Here is a 19,375-nt window from a genome sequence, read left to right on the forward strand (position 1 = left end):
GGCGGTCGCTTCAAGTCGTCTGGGGCAGGAGGGCGCTGCATTCTTGGGCCACGGTTGCCATGCCCAGGTCCTCTGCTGAGCGGAGGGCTGTGGTGAGGAGGGTGGTGGCGGTGCGGCGGCTGCCGGGGGCGGGGGTGTGGAGGTGGGCGCGGGCCTCGTCGAGGCGGAGGCGGGCCATGAGCGGGGGAGAGGAGCGGGCCAGGCGCGCGGCGTGCCAGAAGTGGTGGAGGGCCCGGGCCGGCTCGTTCTCCGCCAGCGCCAGCAGGCCGCTCGCGCGCGACGCCGGGCCCAGCAGTACCGTCGGCCGCCCCGCCAGCGCCAGTTCCGATGTGTGGGGTGCCAGCCGTTCTCCCAACTGGATTGACAATGGAGGCAGTTGGCTGTCCGCTGGCGCTCTTTGCGCCAGTTTCGTGTACGCCTCCGCCAGCAGCGTCACCGTCGGCACCGACCAGCCGTGCGGCGGCAGCGTCGTGAAGCCCTTCGTGTCCTGCGCGAACGCCGCCAACTGGTCCCGCGCCCGGTCGTAGCGGGCCGTCTCGCACAGGGCCAGGATCAGGCCCGCCCGCCACGCCATGCCGTCCGCCAATCCGGAGTCGAACAGTTCCCCCACCCGGCCCTGTTCACGCAGCAGCCAGTACGCCTGGCCCAGCCGGGTCCGGCGCAGGGTGTCCGCGGGCACCGTCAAGTCTGCCTCCAGGCGTTCGACGATGGCGCGGGACTCGCCGAAGATCCAGTCCGCGGCCTCCTCGAAACGGCCGCGCCACAGGTCCAGCAGCGTGTCCAAGGTGGACTGCTGCCACGTCGTCAGCGCGCTGCGGCGGCGCGCGGCGTGCGCGCGGTGCCGTTCGACGGTGGCGAGGGCGCTGTCGACGCGGCCGGCCCGGAGCTGGTCGACGGCCAGGGCCACCAGTGCCTCACCGTGGAAGTGCGCCGAACGGGCCCGCGCCGCCGCGTCCTGAAGCTCCTCCGAGACGGTCAGCAGCTCGGCCGCCGGAGCGAAGTCGTACAGCCCCCAGCGGCACTCCGTCAGCACCTCGCAGCGGGCCTCCGCGCCGAGGCTGAGCCGGCGCTCCGGCGGCAGGCCGCGCAGTTCCCGCAGCGTACGGGCCGCCTGCCGCGCCCCCCGCTCTGAATCGGCCGCCATCGACAGCTTCTTCGCCAAGTGCGCGTTGAGCTGGAGCCGCAGCCCGTCGGCCGCCGGGCTCGCGTCGCCGTCCAGCGCGGCCAGCGCGCCCCGGAGCAGGTGCGGCAGCTCCCGGTCGGCCTGGCCCGGGTCCGACCAGCGGCGCGCGCACCGCACCACGGCGTACGCCTGGGCCCGCGCGTCGCCCGCCGCCGTCCGGTACGCCGCCAGATACCAGCGGTCCGCCTCCCGCATAGCCCCGGCCGCGTACCGCGCGTCGCCGCCGCGGATCAGCCGGTCGAACTCCGCCCCGTACTCCGGCGGGCTCTCCGCCTCGGCCAGCACCGGCCGCCGCTGCGCCGCCGCGCGCGACGGTTGTGAGGGAGGGAACAGATGTGACGGATGCGGCGACAACGGCGGTACCAGCGCCAGCAGCTCCCCCTCCGCGTCCAGCGCCACATCGCAGCGGAGCGCCAGCTCCCGTGCGGCCGGCCGGTGGCCGTTCTCCACGCCGTTCAGGTGGCCCTTGCCGTAATGCGTCAGCGCGGCCAGGCCGCTGAGCGAGAGGTTCGCGGCCTCCCGCCGGCCGCGCAGCGCGTCACCGAACCGCTCGTCCGGCGTCATCTCCCCGCCCCCCGACGCCCGTACCGGCCCCCTCGCCAAATATGCCTCGGCGACGGCCGGTTCCGCCCGCTTTCCTCCGGACCGGGCGAGCCTGGCCGGTACGAACCGGCGCGGGCCGGTCCAGGCTCGTACCGGCCTACTCCACCAGCCCCGCCTCGTACGCGAGGATCGCCGCCTGCACCCTGTTCTTCAGCGAGAGCCGCGACAGGATCGCGCTCACGTACGCCTTCACCGTGCCCTCCACCAGGTACAGCTTCGCCGCGATCTCCGCGTTCGACAGGCCGCCGCCGAGCAGGGCCAGCACCTCGCGTTCGCGGGCGGTCAGCTCCTCCACGCGGCCGCGGGCCGTGGCCGCCTTGGACAACTGGCCGCCGCTGAGGCGGGCGATGACGCGCTGGGCGATCCGCGGGGAGAGGAACGCGGCGCCGTCGGCCACCGCCTGCACCCCCGCGATCAGCTCGCGGGGGTCGCCGGACTTGAGCAGGAAGCCGCTGACGCCGCTGCTCAGCGCCTGGGTGATGTACTCGTCCTCGGAGAACGTGGTGAGCATGACCACGGCCGAGTCCGGCGCGGTGCGCCGGAGCTCGGCCGCGGCCTGCAGCCCGTCGAGGCGGGGCATCCGGATGTCGAGGAGCGTGACGTCCGGGCGGTGCTTGAGGGTGAGGTCCACGGCCTCGCGGCCGTCCGCGGCCTCCGCGACGACTTCGATGTCGGGGGACGCGGACAGTACGGCCCGTACGCCCGCGCGGATCATCGCTTCGTCATCCGCCAGCAGAACTCGGATCACGGTAGTCCCCCGTACCTCGGAATCATCGGTTCGGGTCGCTACTTTACGTCGGCCGGGGCGGGGGCCCGATGGTCGCCGTTACGTCTCGTCGGCCACCGGCGGCAGCCACCGACAGCGGGCCCCGCCCCCTCACTTCACGTTCACCGCAGCCCAAGCCTCCGCGACCGCCTTGAACTCCGCGCTCTTGTGCCCGTACAGCGCCCACGCCGCCTTCAGCGTCGCCGTCCGCGCGCCCTTGTAGTCCGTGGTGGAGGTCATGTACGTGGTGAGCGCCTTGTACCAGATCTTGACGGCCTTGTCGCGGCCGATGCCGGTGATCTTCTGGCCGTCGACAGTCGGGCTGTCGTACGCGACGCCGTTGATGGTCTTCGGGCCGCTGCCCTCCGCCAGCAGGAAGAAGAAGTGGTTGGCGACGCCGGAGGAGTAGTGCACGTCGAGGTCGCCGAGGTCGGCGCCCCAGTAGTCGGGGGAGAGGTGGTCCTTGCTGGGGTTGTCCATGTAGCGCAGCGGGGTGCCGTCGCCGTTGATGTCGACCTGCTTGCCGATGAGGTAGTCGCCGGGCTCCTGGGGGTTCTGGGCGTAGAACTCCACGGCGGTGCCGAGGATGTCGGAGGTGGCCTCGTTGAGGCCGCCGGACTCGCCGCTGTACTCCAGGCCCGCGGTGGCCGAGGTGACGCCGTGGCTCATCTCGTGGCCCGCGACGTCCAGGGAGGTCAGCGGCTTCTTGTTGCCCTCGCCGTCGCCGTAGGTCATGCAGAAGCAGTCGTCGTCCCAGAAGGCGTTGACGTAGTCGGTGGCGAAGTGGACGCGGGAGTACGCCGCCTTGCCGTCGTTCTTGATGCCGTTGCGGCCGAGCACGTTCTTGTAGAAGTCCCAGGTGACGGCGGCGCCGTACTGCGCGTCGACGGCGGCGGTCTGCTGGATCGTCGGCTGCCCGTTGCCCCACACGTCGTCGGCGTCGAGGAACGGCTTGCCCTTGCCGTCGAAGGCGCCCTGGAGGTTGTACGTCTGGTGGCCGCCGCGGGCGGTGTCCTTCATGAGGTAGGAGGTGCCGCTCTTGACGGAGCCGACCGGGACCTTGCCGCTGTACTGGCCCGTTCCGGTGCCGGTGGCCACGGCCTGGTACTCGTACAGCTTCTTTCCGGTGGCCGCGTCCGTGATGACGTGCAGTTTGCTGGGCGTGCCGTCGTCCTGGAAGCCGCCGAGCACGGTCTCGTACGCGAGGACCGGCGTGCCCTTGGCGGCCCAGACGACCTTGCGCGGCGCCTTGTCGACCGTGGGGGCCGCGCCGGCCTTGAGGCCCTTGACCGTACGGGCGGCCGCCCGCGCCGACTCGCGGGCGGCGGAGGCGGACTGTTTCGGGGTGGTGCTCGGCACCTTGATGGCGGCCTCGGTGGCCTTGGTGACGTCCGTGACCTTGCCGTCCTTGGCCTGGTGCACGACAAGGTCGCCGCCGAGCACCGGGAGCCCGGCGTACGTGCGCTCGTACCGGGTGTGCACAGTGCCGTCGGGGTCCTTGATGACGTCCCGGACTATGAGCTTCTCCTGGCCGCCCAGGCCCAGATGCGAGGCGGCGGCCCGTACGGCGGCGGCGCTCACGGTCCGGGCGCCCGCGGTGCCCGCGCCCGCGGCCTCGGCGGAACCGGCCCCGGCGGAACCGGCGGAACCGGCCCCGGAGCCCGCCGCCTCGGCGGAACCGGTGGTGAGCGCGGTGGTGAGCAGGGCCGCCGCGACGGCGGCCGCGCCGGTGGCGACGGCGGTACGGCGGTATCTGTGGCGTTCTGTGGTACGGGAATTCCGAGAAGAAGTGCGCACGCGAGACTCCTCTTTCCGTGGTGCCGGCCGCCGGAGATCGCGACCGACTGATCACAGTTTTATCGAACTCGCGTGCGCATCGGGGAGTTATCCACAGGTTCGCCGTGCGGCGTACGGCAAAAAATTCGCAAACCGGGGCAATGGGCAAGGGCGGTGTCCGGGCCTCGGCCCGGACACCGCCCCAACTGCCTCGACCGTCAGGTCACTTCACGTTGACGCCGGCCCAGGCCGCGTCCACGCCCTTGTACTCCTTGCTGTCCTTGCCGTACAGGTCGCCCGCGGCCTTCAGCGACGCCTCGCGGGCGCCCTTGTAGTCCGTGTTGGACGTCATGTAGGTGGTCAGCGCCTTGAACCAGATCTTCTCGGCCTTGTCGCGGCCGATGCCCTCGACCTTCTTGCCGTCCTTGGTCGGGCTGTCGTACTTGACGCCGTTGATCTCCTTGGCGCCGCTGCCCTCGGAGGCCAGGTAGAACCAGTGGTTGGCGACGCCGGACGAGTAGTGCACGTCCATGTTGCCGACCTCGGGGGACCAGTAGTCCGCGGACTGGCCGTCCTTGCTGGGCTTGTCCATGTAGCGCAGCGGGGTGCCGTCGCCGTTGATGTCGATCTTCTCGCCCATGAGGTAGTCGCCCGGGTCCTCGGCGTTCTTGGCGTTGAACTCGACCGCCGTGCCGAAGATGTCCGAGGTGCCCTCGTTGAGGCCGCCGGACTCGCCGCTGTACTCCAGGTTGGCGGTGGCCGAGGTGACCCCGTGGCTCATCTCGTGCGCCGCCACGTCGATCTCGGTGAGCGGCTTCTTGTCGCCCTCGCCGTCGCCGTAGGTCATGCAGAAGCAACTGTCGTCCCAGAAGGCGTTGACGTAGCCGTTGCCGTAGTGGACGCGGGAGGTGGCGCCCTTGCCGTCGCCCTTGATGCCGTCGCGGCCGTGCACGTTCTTGTAGTAGTCCCAGGTGACCTGCGCGCCGTACGCGGCGTCGACGGCGGCGGTCTCCGGGTTGGACGGCTTGCCGTCGCCCCACTTGTCCGTGTCGTTGGTGAAGAGCTTGCCCTCGCCGGACTGGCCGTGGTCCAGGTTGAGGGTCTGGTGGCCGCCGCGCCCCTTGTCGGTCAGGGAGTAGCCGCTGCCCTCCTTCGACGTGCCCAGCTCCACCTTGCCGCTGTACTCGCTGGTGCCGGCGCCGTTCTCGATGCCCTGGTACTCGAAGATCTTCTTGCCCGTGTCGGCGTCCGTGATGACGTGCATCTGGTTGGGCGTGCCGTCCTTCTGGAAGCCGCCGACCACGGTCTCGTACGCGAGGACCGGCGTGCCCTTGGCCGCCCAGATCACCTTGCGCGGCGCCTTGTCGGAGGCCGCCTTGTCGCCGGTCACGGCCTTGGCGGCCTTCAGCGCGCTGCTCTGCGCGGCCTTCGGGGCCACCTTCGGCGTGAGCGACGCGACCTTGATGGCGGCCTTCGTCGACTTGGTGACGTCCTTGACCTTGCCGTCCTTGGCCTGGTGCACGACCAGGTCGCCGCCGAGCACCGGGAGCCCGGCGTACGTGCGGTCGTACCGGGTGTGCACGGTGCCGTCGACGTCCTTGATGACGTCCTTGACGACCAGCTTCTCCTGCGCGCCGAGGCCGAGCGTCTTCGCGGCCCGCGCGGTGGTGGCGTTGGCGCTGTGCATCAGCTCGACGCGCTGCGAGGGGGAGAGCTTGACCGACTGGGCGCCCAGCTCTCTCGCCGTGGGGGCGGCGCTCGCGGAGCCGGTCGTCATGCCGGCGACGAGCGCCGCGGCGGTGGCGGTGGCGACGACGGCGGCGGTGGATATACGGGTAGCGCGAGTCCTCACGCGAACTCCTTCTTGTTGTGGGGGTCCGGGCCGGGCGGCGGGGAAGGCCGTCCGAACCGAAACAAGAGGTGTGGGTGTGACGTGCGCTGTGAGACTCCCATCCGAGGCGCGTACATGTCACCGGTCGAACATCAGGTTGGCTGGAATTCGTTCGTTCGCCGTTGATTCACATCCGGAAAACGGACAGGCCGCCGACCGGCCCCGGGCCGGCCCCGGACATGGGTAAGACGCCGCCCGGGGGAGTCGAACTCACCCCGGACGGCGTCTCGTTCGGATGCCTGCCGGTCAGCCGCGCGCCGCAGGCCGTGAATGGATCAGAAGGTCAGCTTCCAACTGTCGATGAACCCGGTGTCACCTGCGAGGACGTCCTGGACCCGCAGTTTCCAGACACCGGTGGCCGATTCCGCGGAGGCATTGACGGTGTACGTGGTGTTCACGTTCTCCGCCGAGTCCCACGGGTCGTAGTTCTTCAGCCGGTAGGACTTGCCGCTCGGCGCCACCAGCTCGACGACCAGGTCGCCGCGGTAGGTGTGCTTGATGTCCACGGCCACCTTGAGCGCGGGCGAGGCGTTGCCGCTGCGGGTCACGGTCACCGGCGAGGTGACCGCCGCGCCCGAGTCGGGGATCGCGACGTCCGTGGTGTTCTCGAACTCGCTGCCCTCGTCGCCCGTGGTCACGGTCCACTTGAAGGAGGCCGTGCCCGACTTGTTCGCCGCGTCCGTCACCGTCACGGTCACATTGCTCGTGCCGACGGCGGTCGGCGTGCCGGAGATCAGCCCCGACGCCGCGTCGATCTTGAGGCCGGCGGGCAGGCCGGTCGCCGCGTACTTCAGCGCGCCCGGGTTGGTGCTCGTCGCCTTGATCTGGAGGCTGACGGCCTGGTTCAGCTTGGTCGTCTGGTCACCGGGGCCGGTCACCGAGACGCCGCCGGTGGGCACCCGGCTGCCGACGGCGATGGCGGCCCAGGCGTTCGCCGCGTTGTTGTAGGTCTCGCTGCCGACGCCGAACAGCTCGCCGGCCGCCCACAGCGTCGCCTCCCGCGCGCCCGCGTAGTTGGTGTTGGAGCGCATCCGCTGGGTCAGCGCCTTGAACCAGATCTTCGCCGCGTTGTCCCGGCCGATGCCGGTCACCGGCAGCCCGTCGGAGGTGGGGCTGTCGTAGTGCACGCCGTTGATGTCCTTCGGGCCGCTGCCCTCGGACGCCAGGTAGAACCAGTGGTTGGCCGGGCCCGACGAGTAGTGCACGTCGATGCCGCCGATGCCCGCGTACCAACTGTCCTTGGAAGCCCGGTCCTTGCTGGGCTTGTCCATGTAGCGCAGCGGGGTCCCGTTCCCGTTGATGTCGATCTTCTCGCCGATCAGGTAGTCCCCGACGTCGCTCGGGTTGTTCGCCCAGAACTCGACGGCCGTGGCCATGATGTCGGAGGTCGCCTCGTTGAGGCCGCCGGACTCACCGCTGTACGTCAGGTTGGCGGTGGCCGAGGTGACGCCGTGCGTCATCTCGTGCGCGGCCACGTCGATCGAGGTCAGCGGCCTGGAGTTGCCCTGCCCGTCGCCGTACGTCATGCAGAAGCAACTGTCGTCCCAGAACGCGTTGACATAGGCGTTGCCGTAGTGGGTGCGGCTGTACGCGCCGACGCCGTCGCCCCGGATGCCGGTCCGCCCGTGCACGTTCTTGTAGTAGTCCCAGGTGAGCTGCGCGCCGTAGTGCGCGTCGACGCCGGCCGTCGCCGGGTCGCTCGTCGTCCCGTTGCCCCAGGTGTCGTCGGAGTCGGTGAACAGCGTGCCGGTGCCGGACGAGCCGTGGTTGAGGTTGTACGTCTTGTGGCCGCCGCGCGTCGTGTCGTTCATCTGGTACGAGCTGCCGGACCCGGACGTGCCGATGGTGACCTTGCCGCTGTACTGGCTGTTGCCCGTGCCGCTCTTGACGCCCTGGAACTCGAAGAGCTTCTTGCCGGTCTTCGCGTCCGTGATGACGTGGAGCTGGTTCGGCGTGCCGTCGTCCTGGAAGCCGCCGACCACGGTCTCGTACGCGAGGGTGGGCGTGCCCTGCGCCGCCCAGACCACCTTGCGCGGCGCCCGGTCGGCCGCGGTCTTCTTCGACCCCCGCGCCTTCGCCGCCGCGACCGCGGACTTCTCGGCGGCCGACGGCGCGAGCGCGGCCTTGGTGGTGGCCACCCGCACCCGCGCCTTCGTGGCCTTGGCCACCGACCGCAGCGTGCCGCTCTTGGTCTCGTCGACGACCAGGTCGCCGCCGAGCACGGGCAGCCCGTCGTACGTCCGCTCGTACCGGGTGTGCACCGTGCCGTTACGGTCCTGGGTGGCGTCCCGGACGACGAGCCGCTCCTTGGCCCCGAGGCCCAGGGTCTTGGCCGTCTCCGCCTTCGTGGCGTTCGCTTCCTCGAGCAGGGCGGCGCGTTGCGACGGGGAGAGCTTGACCGGCTGCGCACCGGGATCGGCCTGGGCGATCACCTTGCCGCCGGCCGCCGCGTCGTCCGGGCGGGCCGTGGCCGTACCGGCCTGTACTCCGACGGCGATCATGGCGCCCGCGGCGACGAGAGCGCCGGTCGCCATGGCGCGCCGATGGGGGGTGCGTCTCACGCTGACTCCTTCTGCGGTGGCCGCTACGGGGGGCGCGGCCGGTGGAGACCGGGCGGCGGGGTGGTCGCCCGGGCAGATCGAGGCAGAACAGATGGAGCGTCCGCCGCGTCGGGGCACGCCGAACCGGTTGGGTCGGGCGGCCGCGGTGCGCCGGGCGTGGGGGGATGGCGGCGACGCGGGCCGGCTGGGGATATGGGGGAGCCATGCGTCAACCGAGGGAAGAGTGCCACCGGAAGCGGCCATATGTCAGGGGCGTGTCAACAATTGGCCGGAAACCGTCCGTTGCGCCGATTCCGGCGTTCGTATAGCGGGCGCGGTTGCGGGCGGCGCCGGGGGCGGCGGCCCGCGCGGGGTGGGCGCGCCGGGACCGTACGGCGGGTGCGCAACGGCTCGTACGGTGCGGGCAAGGCCCGTACAGCGCACGCGGGCAAAGGTCCGTATGGGAGCACGCGGGCAAAGACCCGTGCGGCCGCCTCACCGGCACGTGCCGGAGTGCGCGCACCGCCGTCCGTACGATCTCCGCATGACGATGCCACTGCCGCCCGCCGGGGAGCCGCCGCACACCCTCGGCGACCTGCGCGAACTCGCCGACACGTACCTCGACTACTACCGCGCCGCGCTGCTGCGCAAGCTCGACGGCCTCGACGAGACAGAGCTGCGCACCAGCCGCGTGCCGTCCGGCTGGACGCCGCTGGAGCTGGTGCGCCACCTGACCCGGGTCGAAGCGCGCTGGTTCCGCTGGGGCTTCGAGGGCGAGGCCATGCCGCCGGAACGGGCCTGGGGCGACCGGGGGCCGGACGGCCGGTGGCAGGTGCCCGAAGGGGAGACGGCCGAGAGCGTACGGGCCGCCTTCACCGCGCAGTGCGAGCGCTCGCGCGAGATCGCCTCCGGCGTGCCGAGCGGCCAACGCGCCCGTACCGGCGGCCGGTTCGCCACCGAGGAGGACGCGCCCACGCTCGGCTGGATCCTCTTCCACGTCCTCCAGGAGTACGCCCGCCACGTCGGCCAGCTCGACGTGGTCCGTGAGCTGGCGGACGGCGCGACCGGGGAATGACGGCCGGTACCCTTCGGGGCAACGACGGACCGTACGGGGCCTTTCGCTCGCCCGTACGGCCGAACGGCGACGACGTCGAAGGGGAGACCGGATGCTGACGGAGGCGTTGGCCGCGCTGGCCGGGGCGGGCGGTACGGCGGTGGTCCAGGCGGCCGGCACGGACGCGTGGGGCGCGTTCCGGGACCGGCTCGCGGCGTTTTTCGGCCGGAGCGGCGAGCGGAGCGCCCGGACCACGCTGGAGCGGCTGGACCGTACGGCCGGCGAGCTGACCACCGGATCGACCGACGGGCCCGCCGCCGACGAACTGCGCGACCGGCTGCGGGACCGCTGGCAGAACCGGATCGCGGACCTCCTCGAAGACCTCGACGACGCCGAACGGGAGGCCGCGGCCGAGGAGTTGCGCGCCGCCGTCTCCTTGGTCGACCGCCATGTCGGCGACGCGCGCGGCGCCCACGTGGCGGGCGACCGCGGCCTCGCCGCCGGCACCGTCACCGCCCACGCCGAACGGGGCTCCATCTCGGGCGGCGTCGTCAACATCGACGGGGGCGTGACTCTGGGAAACCCCTCCAGGCCGGATTCGCCCCGAGACTGAGGGAATCCGGCCCGGCGTCCGCGAACGGAGGGCTCGTGCCGGGCCCCGCGGGGGCCGTGGCCGCGAGCGAGGGCTCGATCGCCGCGCTGCGCATCGGCCAGGTCGTGGTCGGCGGCCCGGCCCGGCCGCCGGTCCGCTGGCCGCACCAGGTCGGCGTCATCCCCGGCCGCGCCGACTGCTTCCAGCACCGGCTGGCCGTCGACGACCTCGACGCGGCCGTCGCCGACGGCGGTACGGCCGTGCTCTGCCAGGTCCTCTCCGGCACCGGCGGCGTCGGCAAGACGCAGCTCGCCGCCCACTACGCCCGCCGCCAGTGGGACAGCGGCGGCGTGGACCTGCTGGTATGGGTCACCGCGAGCGGCCGGGACGCCGTCGTCTCCGCCTACGCGCACGCCGCCGCCCAGGTCGTGCCCCAGGCCGCCGACCCCGGCGACGCCGATCCGGAGCAGGCCGCCCGTACGTTCCTGAGCTGGCTGGAGACCGCGCCGGTGCGCTGGCTGGTGGTCCTCGACGACCTCGCCGACCCCGGCCTGCTGCGCGGCCTGTGGCCGCCGCGCGCCGGGGCCGGCCGGGTCGTCGTCACCACCCGTCGCCGCGACGCCGCGCTCACCGGCAGCGGCCGACGGCTCATCAACGTCGGCCTGTTCAGCCCGCGCGAGGCCGCCGCCTATCTGACGGCGACCCTCGACGCGCACGGCCGGGCCGACGACCCGGAGCAGATCCGGGCGCTCGCGGCGGACCTGGGCTGTCTGCCGCTGGCGCTCGCGCAGGCCGCCGCGTACCTCATCGACCGCGGCCTGGACTGCGCCGGCTACCGCCGCCGGTTCGCGGACCGCCGCCGCGCACTCGCCGAGGTGCTGCCCGAGGACGGCGCCCTCCCCGACGAGCAGCGCGCCTCGGTGGCCGCCACCTGGTCGCTCTCCATCGAACTGGCCGACGGGCTCGCGCCGCGCGGCCTGGCCCGGCCGCTGCTCCAGCTCGCCTCTCTCCTCGACGCCAACGGCATCCCCGCCACCATCCTCACCAGCCCCGCGGCCCTCACCTACCTCACCGAGCACCGGCGGGGGGCGGGAGGCGGGGGCGGCGTCGGGGATGCCGTCGGGGGTCGGGCCGCTGGCGGCGACCGGGACGTCGACGAGGAGGCCGCGAGCGACGCCCTGCACTGCCTGCACCGGCTCAACCTCGCCGACCTCGCGGACCCCTCGGTGCCAGGGCCCGGCACCTCCGGTGCTCCCGGTACCTCCGGCCCCTCTGGCACTCCCGGCACCTCTAGTGCCCCCGGCGCCCCTGGCACCTTCGGTACTCCTGGCGCTCCGGGCACCTCCGGCGCTCCCAGCGCTCTCGGCCCCTCCGGCGCTCCTGGCGCCCCTGGCGTTCCCGGCCCCTCCAGCTCTCCCAGCTCCTCCGGCGCCCCCGGCGTCTCGGGCGCCTCCGTCACCCCTGGCACCTCCGGCAACCCCGGCTCCTCCGGCACCCCTGGCACCTCTAGTGCCCCCAACACCCCTGGCGCTCCCGGCACTCCCGGCCCCTCCGGCACTCCCGGCACCTCCACTGCCCCCGGCGCCCCCGGCCCCTCCGGCTCTCCCGGCAACTCCAGCGCCTCCGGCACTCCCGGCGCCCCTGGCGCCCCCGGCACCTCCGCCGCTTCCGCCACTCCTCCCGCCGCGCCCGTACGCCCGTACGGCGACGCGGCCCAGCGCTCGCTGCGCGTCCACGGTCTGATCCAGCGCGCCACTCGCGACGAGCTGAGCGCGGAGGCGCTCGACAAGGCCGTACGGGCCGCGGCCGACGCGGTGCTCGCGGCGTGGCCGGCCGCCGAGACCGCTGCTGACCACCGGGTGCTGCGCGCCAACGCCGACGCCTTGGACGCCCACGCGGGCCCCCGGCTCTGGACGACGGGCGCCCACCCCGTGCTCGTACGGGCCGCGCAGAGCCTCTGGGAGTCCGGGGCCGTCGTCGCCTCGGTCGGTTACACGCGCCGGCTGTACGAGGCGGCGGCACACCACCTCGGCGCCGCGCACCCCGACACCCTCGCCGTCCGCGGCGACCTGGCGCTGCGTCAGGGCCGCGCGGGCGACTGGGCGAAAGCCGCCGAGGAGACCGCGGGACTCCTCGCCGAGCGGCAGCGGACCCTCGGCCCCGCCCACCCGGAAACCCTCCTGACCCAGCGCGACCTCGCGAGCTGGCTCGCCAACGGCCGCGACTGGATCGGCGCCATCGCCGTCACGGAGGCGATGCTCGCCGCCCAGCAGGACGCCCTCGGCCACGGCCACCCCGACGTCCTCGCCACCCGCCGCAACCTCGCCCAGCTCCGCCGCGACAGCGGCGACCGGGAGGGCGCGGCCGCCGACAACGCGGACGTGTTCGCCGCGCAGAAACGGCTGCTGGGCCTCGCCGACCCCGCCATCCTGCCGACCTGCCACCGGATCGCGGAGTGGCGGCTGACCGCCGGGGACCGGGCCGGGGCGGTGGCCGTCTGGGAGGAGTTGCTGAGCGAACGCGAACGGGAACTGGGGCGCGAACACCCCGGCACCCTCGCCGCCCGGCTCCACCTCGCCCAGTGGCGGGCGCAGGCCGGCGACCCGGCCGGCGCGGCGGCCGAGACCAGGGAACTCCTGGAGGAACAGCAGCGCGTCCTCGGCCGCGACCACCCGGACACCCTCGCCACCCGCCGCCACCTCGCCGACCGGCTCGTCCACGTACGGGACCGGCGGGGCGCGGTCGCCGAGACCGAGATCCTCCTCGGCGACCTGGAACGGCTGCTCGGCCGCGACCACCCCGACACGCTCGCCGCCCGCCGGGCCCTCGCCGACCGGCGCGGCCAGGCCGGCGACTGGGCGGGCGCCATCGCCGACACGGAGGAACTGCTGGCGGAGCTGGCCCGGCTGTGGGGCCCGGACCATCCCGAGACGCTGCTGATGCGCCGTACCCTCGCGGCCCGGCGCGGCCAGGCGGGCGACTGGGCCGGGGCGATGGCCGAGACCGAGGCCCTTCTCGTGGAGCAGGAACGGGTGCTGGGCCGCGGCCACCCCGCCACCCTCGCCACCCGCAGCGCCATAGCCGAACGCCGCGGCCACGCCGGGGACTGGGCGGGCGCCATCGCCGTCACCGAAGAACTCCTCGCCGACCAGCGGCGGCTGCTGGGCCCCGCCCACCGCGACACGTGGGTGACGCGGCGCAGGCTCGCCGACCGCCGGGGCCAGGCCGGGGACATCGCGGGCGCGGTCGGCACGCTCACCGAAGTCCTCGCCGAGCAGCGCGCCGAACTGGGCCGGGACCACCCCGAGACCTGGACGACCCGCCTCCACCTGGCCCATTGGATGGGCATGTCCCGCGACTGGGACGGGGCGATGGAGACGCTGGAGGAGGTACTGGCCGAGAAGCGCCGGGTACTGGGCCCCGACCACCCGGACCTGCTGGCCACGCGGCGGCGGCTCGCCACCTGGTGGGAGAGCTCGGGGGACTGGCCCGGGGCCAACGAGGCCCTGTCCCACCTGCTCGCCGAACACGAACGCGTCCTGGGCCCCGACCACCCCGAGACCCGCGCGACGCGCCGCCGCCTGGCCCGCTGGCGCATGCCGTCGCACCAGAAGCCGAGGGGCGGCAAGGGCGGCCGCCGCGGCACCGGACCGCGGTGACGGCGCACGGCCGGGCCGGTCGCGTCGTCGCAGGGGCCAGGAGCCGGGGGCCAGGAGCCGGGGGCCAGGAGCCGGGGGCAGGCGGCGGGGCGCCGACACGCGGCCGGGCGTGGCGTGGTTGTCCGTCGCTTCGCCGCCGCCCTAGCCTCCTGCTATCCGTCGCCGCCGGGTCGGCGACGACGGCACCGGCGTCGAGAGGCGGCACCCGTGGCCGAGCGGTTCCCTGTCCAGCACCCGATCCTGAAGCGCATGTACCACCTCGACGGCGACGTCGAGGAACGCACCGGCATCTACGACGACTGGGCCTCCGCCTACGAGGCGGACACCGTCGGCCAGTTGGGCTACGTCGGCCCGCCCCTGGTCGCCGCCCTCGTCGCGGACCTGGTGCCCGCCGCCACCCCCGTCCTCGACGCCGGCTGCGGTACGGGCCTGGTGGGCGCCGAACTGGCGGCGCGCGGCTTCACCGTCATCGACGGGGTCGACCTCTCCGAGGGCATGCTGAAGGTCGCCCGGGCCAAGGGCGTCTACCGGCGCCTGGAACGCGCGGACATCACCCGCCCGTTGCCGTTCGCCCCCGGCGACTACGGAGCGGTGACCTGCGTCGGCACCTTCACGGCCGGACACGTGGGCCCCGAGGGCATCGACCCGCTCCTCGCGGCCGCGGGCCCCGGCGCGTACGTCGTGATGACGGTCCTGACCCAGGTCTGGGACGGCATGGGCTTCGCCCGCCACGTGGCCGACCTGACGCACCGCGGCGCCGCCGCCCTCGTCGAGGACCGCCCCGACCAGACGTACCACACCAGCGAACCCCTCACCTGCCGCGTGCTGGCGCTGCGCGCGGAGCGGTGACGGCTCAGTCGTTCACCAGCAGGATCTTGCCGACGTGCCGGCCCGTGTCCATGAGCCGGTGCGCCTCGGCGGCCTCGGACATGGGCAGGGTCCGATCGATGATCAGCCGCACGGCCCCGCTCTCGATCATCGGCCAGACAGCGGCCTGCGCCTCGGCCACAATGGCGGCCTTCTGCGCCGCGGGCCGGGTGCGCAGGGTGGTGCCGTGCACCGACAGGCGCTTGAAGACCAGGTCGGCGAGGTTGAGGTTGCCCTCCAGGCCGTCCTGGAGGCCGATGACGACCAGGCGGCCGTCGGTGGCCAGGGCGCGGATGTTGCGTTCGAGGTACTGGCCGCCCACGACGTCGAGGATGACGTCGTACGGGCCGTGCTCGGCGAAGTCCCGCGTGCGGTAGTCGACCGTCACATCGGCGCCCAGTTCCCTGGCCCGGTCGGCCTTCTCGGGGCCGCCGACGGTGGTGACGACACGGGCTCCGAGCGCCTTGGCGATCTGGATGGCCATCGTGCCGACGCCCCCGGCGCCGCCGTGCACGAGGAAGGTCTCGCCCTCCTTCAGCCCCGCGGTCATGACGATGTTCGACCACACCGTGGCGACGGCCTCGGGCAGGCCGGCCGCCTCGGTCAGGCCGATGCCCTGGGGGACCGTGAACAACTGCCCGGCGGGCACGGCGACTCGCTGCGCGTAGCCGCCGCCCGTCAGCAGGGCGCAGACCTCGTCGCCCACCTGCCAGCCGGTGACCCCTTGGCCGATGGCGCCGATCCGGCCGGAGACCTCCAGCCCCGGGTACGGCGACGTGCCCTCCGGTACGGGGTACAGCCCCATCCGCTGCATGATGTCGGCCCGGTTCAGCGCGCCGGCCACCACGTCGACGAGGACTTCGCCGGGGCCGGGGGAGGGGTCGTCGACCTCGGTCCACTCCAGGACCTCCGGTCCGCCCGCTTCCTTGATCGTCACTGCCTTCATGATGCTCCGCTCGCTGGGTGGGAGGGTGAGGGCTTCGCGGGCACCTTTCTACTGGAATGTCCGCAAAGATGAATGTATGCACTGCTCACATTAGGGAAGGATGTGTGCAGTGTCAACATTGGGCGGCGCGAGGCGCTGTCCGCCGTTCCGTCGGCCTTCCGGCGCGGCCCTCTATCGCGGCGCCGGCGCGGCGCCGAGCAGCGCGAGAACCGCGGCGCGGACCCGATCGGCGACCGCGTCGGCCGTCGAGGCGTCGAGCTTGCCGTCCAGGTGGAGGAACGCGAGGCCGTGGACCAGGGCCCACACCGCCGTCGACAGCGCGTCCGGCGCGGCGTCGGGGTAGGCGCGGCGGACGATGCCGCGGACGTACTCCGAGACGGCGGCGGTCGCGGCGACCCGTTCCTCGTTGCCCGGGTCGCAGGGCTCGGCGAACATCGCCCGGAACAGCGCCGGATGGTCGAGCGCGAAGCGGACGTAGGCGACGGCGACCGCCGCGAGTTCGTCGGGGGTGGCGGGCTCGGGGTGGGCGGCGGCGAGGTGTCCGGCGAGTTCGCGGTACCCCCCGGCGGCGACGGCGGAGACGAGTGCTTCGCGGTCCGGGAAGTGGCGGTACGGCGCGGTCGGCGACACCCCCGCGCGCCGCGCGACGGCCCGCATCGACAGCGCGGCGCTGCCGTCCTCCTCCAGCAGTTCGCGCGCGGCGCGCAGGCATGCGGCGCGCAGATCGCCATGGTGGTACGTGCTCGCTTGTGGCACAGGTCACATCCTTCTATGTATGCACTGCTCACATCCTCGGTCTAGTGTGAGGGTCTATGTGAGCGGCGCACACATTCTAGGCGGTCGAACCGAGGAGAGGGATTCCGATGGTCGGTGACACGGTCGGCGACATGACCAGCGAACTGTTCTCGCCGCTGCCCCTGCGCTCCGGACAGGTGCTGGGCAACCGGATCGCGAAAGCGGCCATGGAGGAGAACCTGGCCGAAGACGGCCAACTGCCCGGCCGCCGCCTGAGGGAGCTGTACCGGCGCTGGGCCGCCGGCGGCACCGGACTGCTGATCACCGGCAACGTCATGGTGCACGCCGAGGCGCTGACCGGCCCCGCCGGCGTCGTGCTCGACGAGGCCGCGCCGCTGGAGCCGTTCGCCGAGTGGGCCCGGGCGGCCAAGTCCGGTGGCGGGGCCGTATGGATGCAGATCAACCACCCCGGCCGCCAAGTGCAGGCCGACATGCCCGGCGTCGTATGGGGACCGTCCGACGTGGGCCTCGACCTGGGCCGGCACAGCGGCCGCTTCGGCCGCCCCGTCGCCATGACGCCCGCGCGGATCGAGGCCACGGTCGCCCGTTTCGCGACCACGGCGCACCGGGCCGAAGAGGCCGGATTCGACGGCGTGGAGATCCACGCCGCCCACGGCTATCTGCTGTCCCAGTTCCTCTCCCCGCTGGTCAACCGGCGCACCGACGCGTGGGGCGGATCGCTGGAGAACCGGGCCCGGATGCTGCTGGACGCCGTACGCGCCGTACGCGCCGACGTCTCACCGTCCTTCGCGGTCGCGGTGAAGCTCAACTCCGCCGACTTCCAGCGCGGCGGCTTCGACGCCGACGACGCGCGGCGGGTCATCGACATGCTCGAACCGCTCGGCGTCGACCTGGTCGAACTCTCCGGCGGCAGCTTCGAAAGCCCGGCGATGATGGGCCGCCCGGCTGATGCGGGTGCCGGTGCCGGTGCCGGCGCTGCTGGGCGTACGGGCGTACGTACCGACGCGCGCGATGACGGCCGTGCCGATGCCCGTGCCGACGACTGTACGGCCGGACGTACCGATGCCCGTACGGCCGGACGTACCGACAGGCGTGCCGACGGACGCACCGACGCGCGCACCCGGGCCCGCGAAGCCTACTTCCTGGACCTGGCGCGGGAGTTGGCGCGTACGAGCCCGGTCCCGCTGATGCTCACCGGCGGCATCACCCGGCGCGAGACCGCCGAAGCGGTGCTCGACGGCGGCGTGGCGCTCGTCGGCATGGGCACCGCCCTGGCCGTCACCCCCGACCTGCCGGAGCGCTGGCGGCACGGCCGGGAGGCCGACCGGCGGATGCGGCCGGTCTCCTGGTCCGACAAGGCGCTCGCCTCGGCCGCCGGTATGGCGCAGGTCCGCCACCAGATGCGCCGCATCGCCCGTGGCCGGGCCCCCAGGCCCGGCACCCACCCGGTCCGCGCCCTGCTCTGGGAGCAGGGCCGGCAGCGCCGGGCCCTGCGCCGCTACCGCGCCTGGCTGGCCGCGGACGGTGCGGGTTGCGCCGCGCGGGGGTGACGCGACTATGGAGTGAGCGAGGAGAACGGGGGACTCGCGCCGTTCCGCGTGATGGCCGTCGGCTGTGAGCAGTGGGCACGAGCCCAGGAGATGGAGCGAACATGACCGAGATACCTCCGCCCCTCACCCCCTACCTCGAACCCGCCGCGCGGGAACTGGCCGAGGCGACCGACCCGCACCCGCGGATCTACGAAGTCCCTCCGGAGCAGGGGCGGGAGATCCTGCTCGGCCTCCAGAGCGACACCAGCGTGGCTCGGCCGGACGTCGAGGAGGAGTGGGTCGAGGTGGACGCGGGCCAGTGGGGCCCGGTCCGTACGCGCGTCATCCGGCCCAAGGGGGCCGACGGCGCCCTGCCGGTGGTCTTCTACATCCACGGCGCCGGCTGGGTCTTCGGCGACGAGAAGACCCACGACCGCCTCTTCCGCGAACTCGCCGTCGGCGCGGGCGCCGCGGGCGTCTTCCCCGTCTACGACCGCGCGCCGGAGGCGAAGTACCCCACTCAGATCGAGCAGAACTACGCCGTGGGGCAGTGGCTGCTGCGGCACGGCGCGGAACACGGCCTGGACGCCTCGCGCGTGGCCGTCGCCGGCGACTCCGTCGGCGGCTGCATGTCGACGGTGTTCGCGCTGATGAACAAGGAGCGGGCCGGGCTCGGCCTCAAGGCCCAGGTCCTGCTCTACCCGGTCACGAACGCCGACTTCGACACCCCCTCCTACCGGCAGTTCGCCGAGGGCTACTACCTCACCCGCGAGGGCATGAAGTGGTTCTGGGACGCGTACACCACCGAACCCGTCCAGCGCACCGAGATGTACGCCTCCCCGCTCCGGGCCCCGCTCGAACAGCTCCGGGGGCTGCCCACCACGCTGATCATCACCGACGAGGCCGACGTGCTGCGCGACGAGGGCGAGCAGTACGCCAACAGGCTGCGGGAGGCCGGGGTGGACGTCACCGCGGTGCGCGTGACCGGCATGGTCCACGACTTCCTGATGCTGGACAGCCTGCGCGACACCCGCGCCGCCGACGTCGCCCGCAAGCTCGCCGTCGACGCCCTCACGGCCGCGCTGCACGAAGCCTGAGCCGCCGCCCCGCCGCCCCCGCCCGCCTGCTCGCCGGACCCCGCGCTCACGGCCGCCTCCCGGCGACCACCTCCCGGTGATCGTCTCCCGGCGGTCACATGCCTGCGGTCACATGG

The 19,375-nt window shown here is 73.2% G+C and carries 13 protein-coding genes; 6 read left to right on the forward strand and 7 right to left on the reverse strand.

The genetic code is table 11. The features are described 5' to 3' along the window. Nucleotides 1–10: 10 nt before the first annotated feature. The 5 genes from IF55_RS14615 to IF55_RS14635 all read right to left on the reverse strand — a co-directional run bounded on the left by IF55_RS14615 (nucleotide 11) and on the right by IF55_RS14635 (nucleotide 8,780). Complete coding sequence (locus IF55_RS14615) at nucleotides 11–1,747, reverse strand: helix-turn-helix domain-containing protein (protein WP_030885633.1); 1,737 nt, start codon at nucleotides 1,745–1,747, stop codon at nucleotides 11–13. 136 nt (nucleotides 1,748–1,883) lie between these two features. Next, nucleotides 1,884–2,501 (reverse strand): response regulator, encoded by a 618-nt coding sequence (locus IF55_RS14620; RefSeq protein WP_425428521.1) that lies wholly within the window; start codon nucleotides 2,499–2,501, stop codon nucleotides 1,884–1,886. A gap of 162 nt (nucleotides 2,502–2,663) precedes the next feature. Continuing rightward, complete coding sequence (locus tag IF55_RS14625) at nucleotides 2,664–4,349, reverse strand: M4 family metallopeptidase (protein ID WP_030885639.1); 1,686 nt, start codon at nucleotides 4,347–4,349, stop codon at nucleotides 2,664–2,666. 202 nt (nucleotides 4,350–4,551) lie between these two features. Further along, nucleotides 4,552–6,180, reverse strand: a complete 1,629-nt coding sequence (locus tag IF55_RS14630; protein ID WP_449657825.1) for a M4 family metallopeptidase — start codon at nucleotides 6,178–6,180, stop codon at nucleotides 4,552–4,554. A 314-nt stretch (nucleotides 6,181–6,494) separates the two neighbouring features. Next, nucleotides 6,495–8,780, reverse strand: a complete 2,286-nt coding sequence (locus tag IF55_RS14635; RefSeq protein WP_030885645.1) for a M4 family metallopeptidase — start codon at nucleotides 8,778–8,780, stop codon at nucleotides 6,495–6,497. 523 nt (nucleotides 8,781–9,303) lie between these two features. On the opposite strand from IF55_RS14635, the gene IF55_RS14640 reads away from it, so the two are divergent. The 4 genes from IF55_RS14640 to IF55_RS14655 all read left to right on the forward strand — a co-directional run bounded on the left by IF55_RS14640 (nucleotide 9,304) and on the right by IF55_RS14655 (nucleotide 14,913). Continuing rightward, on the forward strand, nucleotides 9,304–9,834 hold the full coding sequence (locus IF55_RS14640) for a DinB family protein (RefSeq protein WP_030885647.1): 531 nt from the start codon (nucleotides 9,304–9,306) through the stop codon (nucleotides 9,832–9,834). Between the two features lie 91 nt (nucleotides 9,835–9,925). Beyond that, nucleotides 9,926–10,426: a hypothetical protein gene (locus IF55_RS14645; protein WP_030885653.1), complete on the forward strand. Its 501-nt coding sequence runs from the start codon at nucleotides 9,926–9,928 to the stop codon at nucleotides 10,424–10,426. A gap of 35 nt (nucleotides 10,427–10,461) precedes the next feature. Further along, on the forward strand, nucleotides 10,462–14,064 hold the full coding sequence (locus IF55_RS41190; RefSeq protein ID WP_051776182.1) for a tetratricopeptide repeat protein: 3,603 nt from the start codon (nucleotides 10,462–10,464) through the stop codon (nucleotides 14,062–14,064). Between the two features lie 207 nt (nucleotides 14,065–14,271). Then, nucleotides 14,272–14,913 (forward strand): class I SAM-dependent DNA methyltransferase, encoded by a 642-nt coding sequence (locus IF55_RS14655; RefSeq protein WP_211269991.1) that lies wholly within the window; start codon nucleotides 14,272–14,274, stop codon nucleotides 14,911–14,913. A gap of 4 nt (nucleotides 14,914–14,917) precedes the next feature. Here the strand turns inward: IF55_RS14655 and IF55_RS14660 are convergent, their stop codons facing one another. Then, on the reverse strand, nucleotides 14,918–15,877 hold the full coding sequence (locus IF55_RS14660; protein ID WP_030885657.1) for an NAD(P)H-quinone oxidoreductase: 960 nt from the start codon (nucleotides 15,875–15,877) through the stop codon (nucleotides 14,918–14,920). A gap of 171 nt (nucleotides 15,878–16,048) precedes the next feature. Next, a complete protein-coding gene (locus tag IF55_RS14665; RefSeq protein ID WP_030885661.1) occupies nucleotides 16,049–16,633 on the reverse strand; it encodes a TetR/AcrR family transcriptional regulator in 585 nt (194 codons plus the stop codon). A gap of 131 nt (nucleotides 16,634–16,764) precedes the next feature. On the opposite strand from IF55_RS14665, the gene IF55_RS40575 reads away from it, so the two are divergent. Further along, a complete protein-coding gene (locus IF55_RS40575) occupies nucleotides 16,765–18,183 on the forward strand; it encodes an NADH:flavin oxidoreductase/NADH oxidase family protein (RefSeq protein ID WP_037965884.1) in 1,419 nt (472 codons plus the stop codon). A gap of 101 nt (nucleotides 18,184–18,284) precedes the next feature. Further along, nucleotides 18,285–19,259, forward strand: coding sequence for an alpha/beta hydrolase (locus IF55_RS14675; RefSeq protein WP_030885664.1), 975 nt, complete (start codon nucleotides 18,285–18,287; stop codon nucleotides 19,257–19,259). Nucleotides 19,260–19,375 lie beyond the last annotated feature (116 nt).

The sequence above is a fragment of the Streptomyces varsoviensis genome, assembly GCF_000718635.1.
GTDB lineage: Bacteria > Actinomycetota > Actinomycetes > Streptomycetales > Streptomycetaceae > Streptomyces > Streptomyces varsoviensis.

Excerpts from the sequence above, each read along its gene's own strand:
- IF55_RS14615 (WP_030885633.1), bottom strand. The coding sequence starts at position 1,747 with ATGACGCCGGACGAGCGGTTCGGTGACGCGCTGCGCGGCCGGCGGGAG.
- IF55_RS14620 (WP_425428521.1), bottom strand. The coding sequence starts at position 2,501 with ATGATCCGCGCGGGCGTACGGGCCGTACTGTCCGCGTCCCCCGACATC.
- IF55_RS14640 (WP_030885647.1), top strand. The coding sequence starts at position 9,304 with ATGACGATGCCACTGCCGCCCGCCGGGGAGCCGCCGCACACCCTCGGC.
- IF55_RS14645 (WP_030885653.1), top strand. The coding sequence starts at position 9,926 with ATGCTGACGGAGGCGTTGGCCGCGCTGGCCGGGGCGGGCGGTACGGCG.
- IF55_RS14660 (WP_030885657.1), bottom strand. The coding sequence starts at position 15,877 with ATGAAGGCAGTGACGATCAAGGAAGCGGGCGGACCGGAGGTCCTGGAG.
- IF55_RS40575 (WP_037965884.1), top strand. The coding sequence starts at position 16,765 with ATGACCAGCGAACTGTTCTCGCCGCTGCCCCTGCGCTCCGGACAGGTG.
- IF55_RS14675 (WP_030885664.1), top strand. The coding sequence starts at position 18,285 with ATGACCGAGATACCTCCGCCCCTCACCCCCTACCTCGAACCCGCCGCG.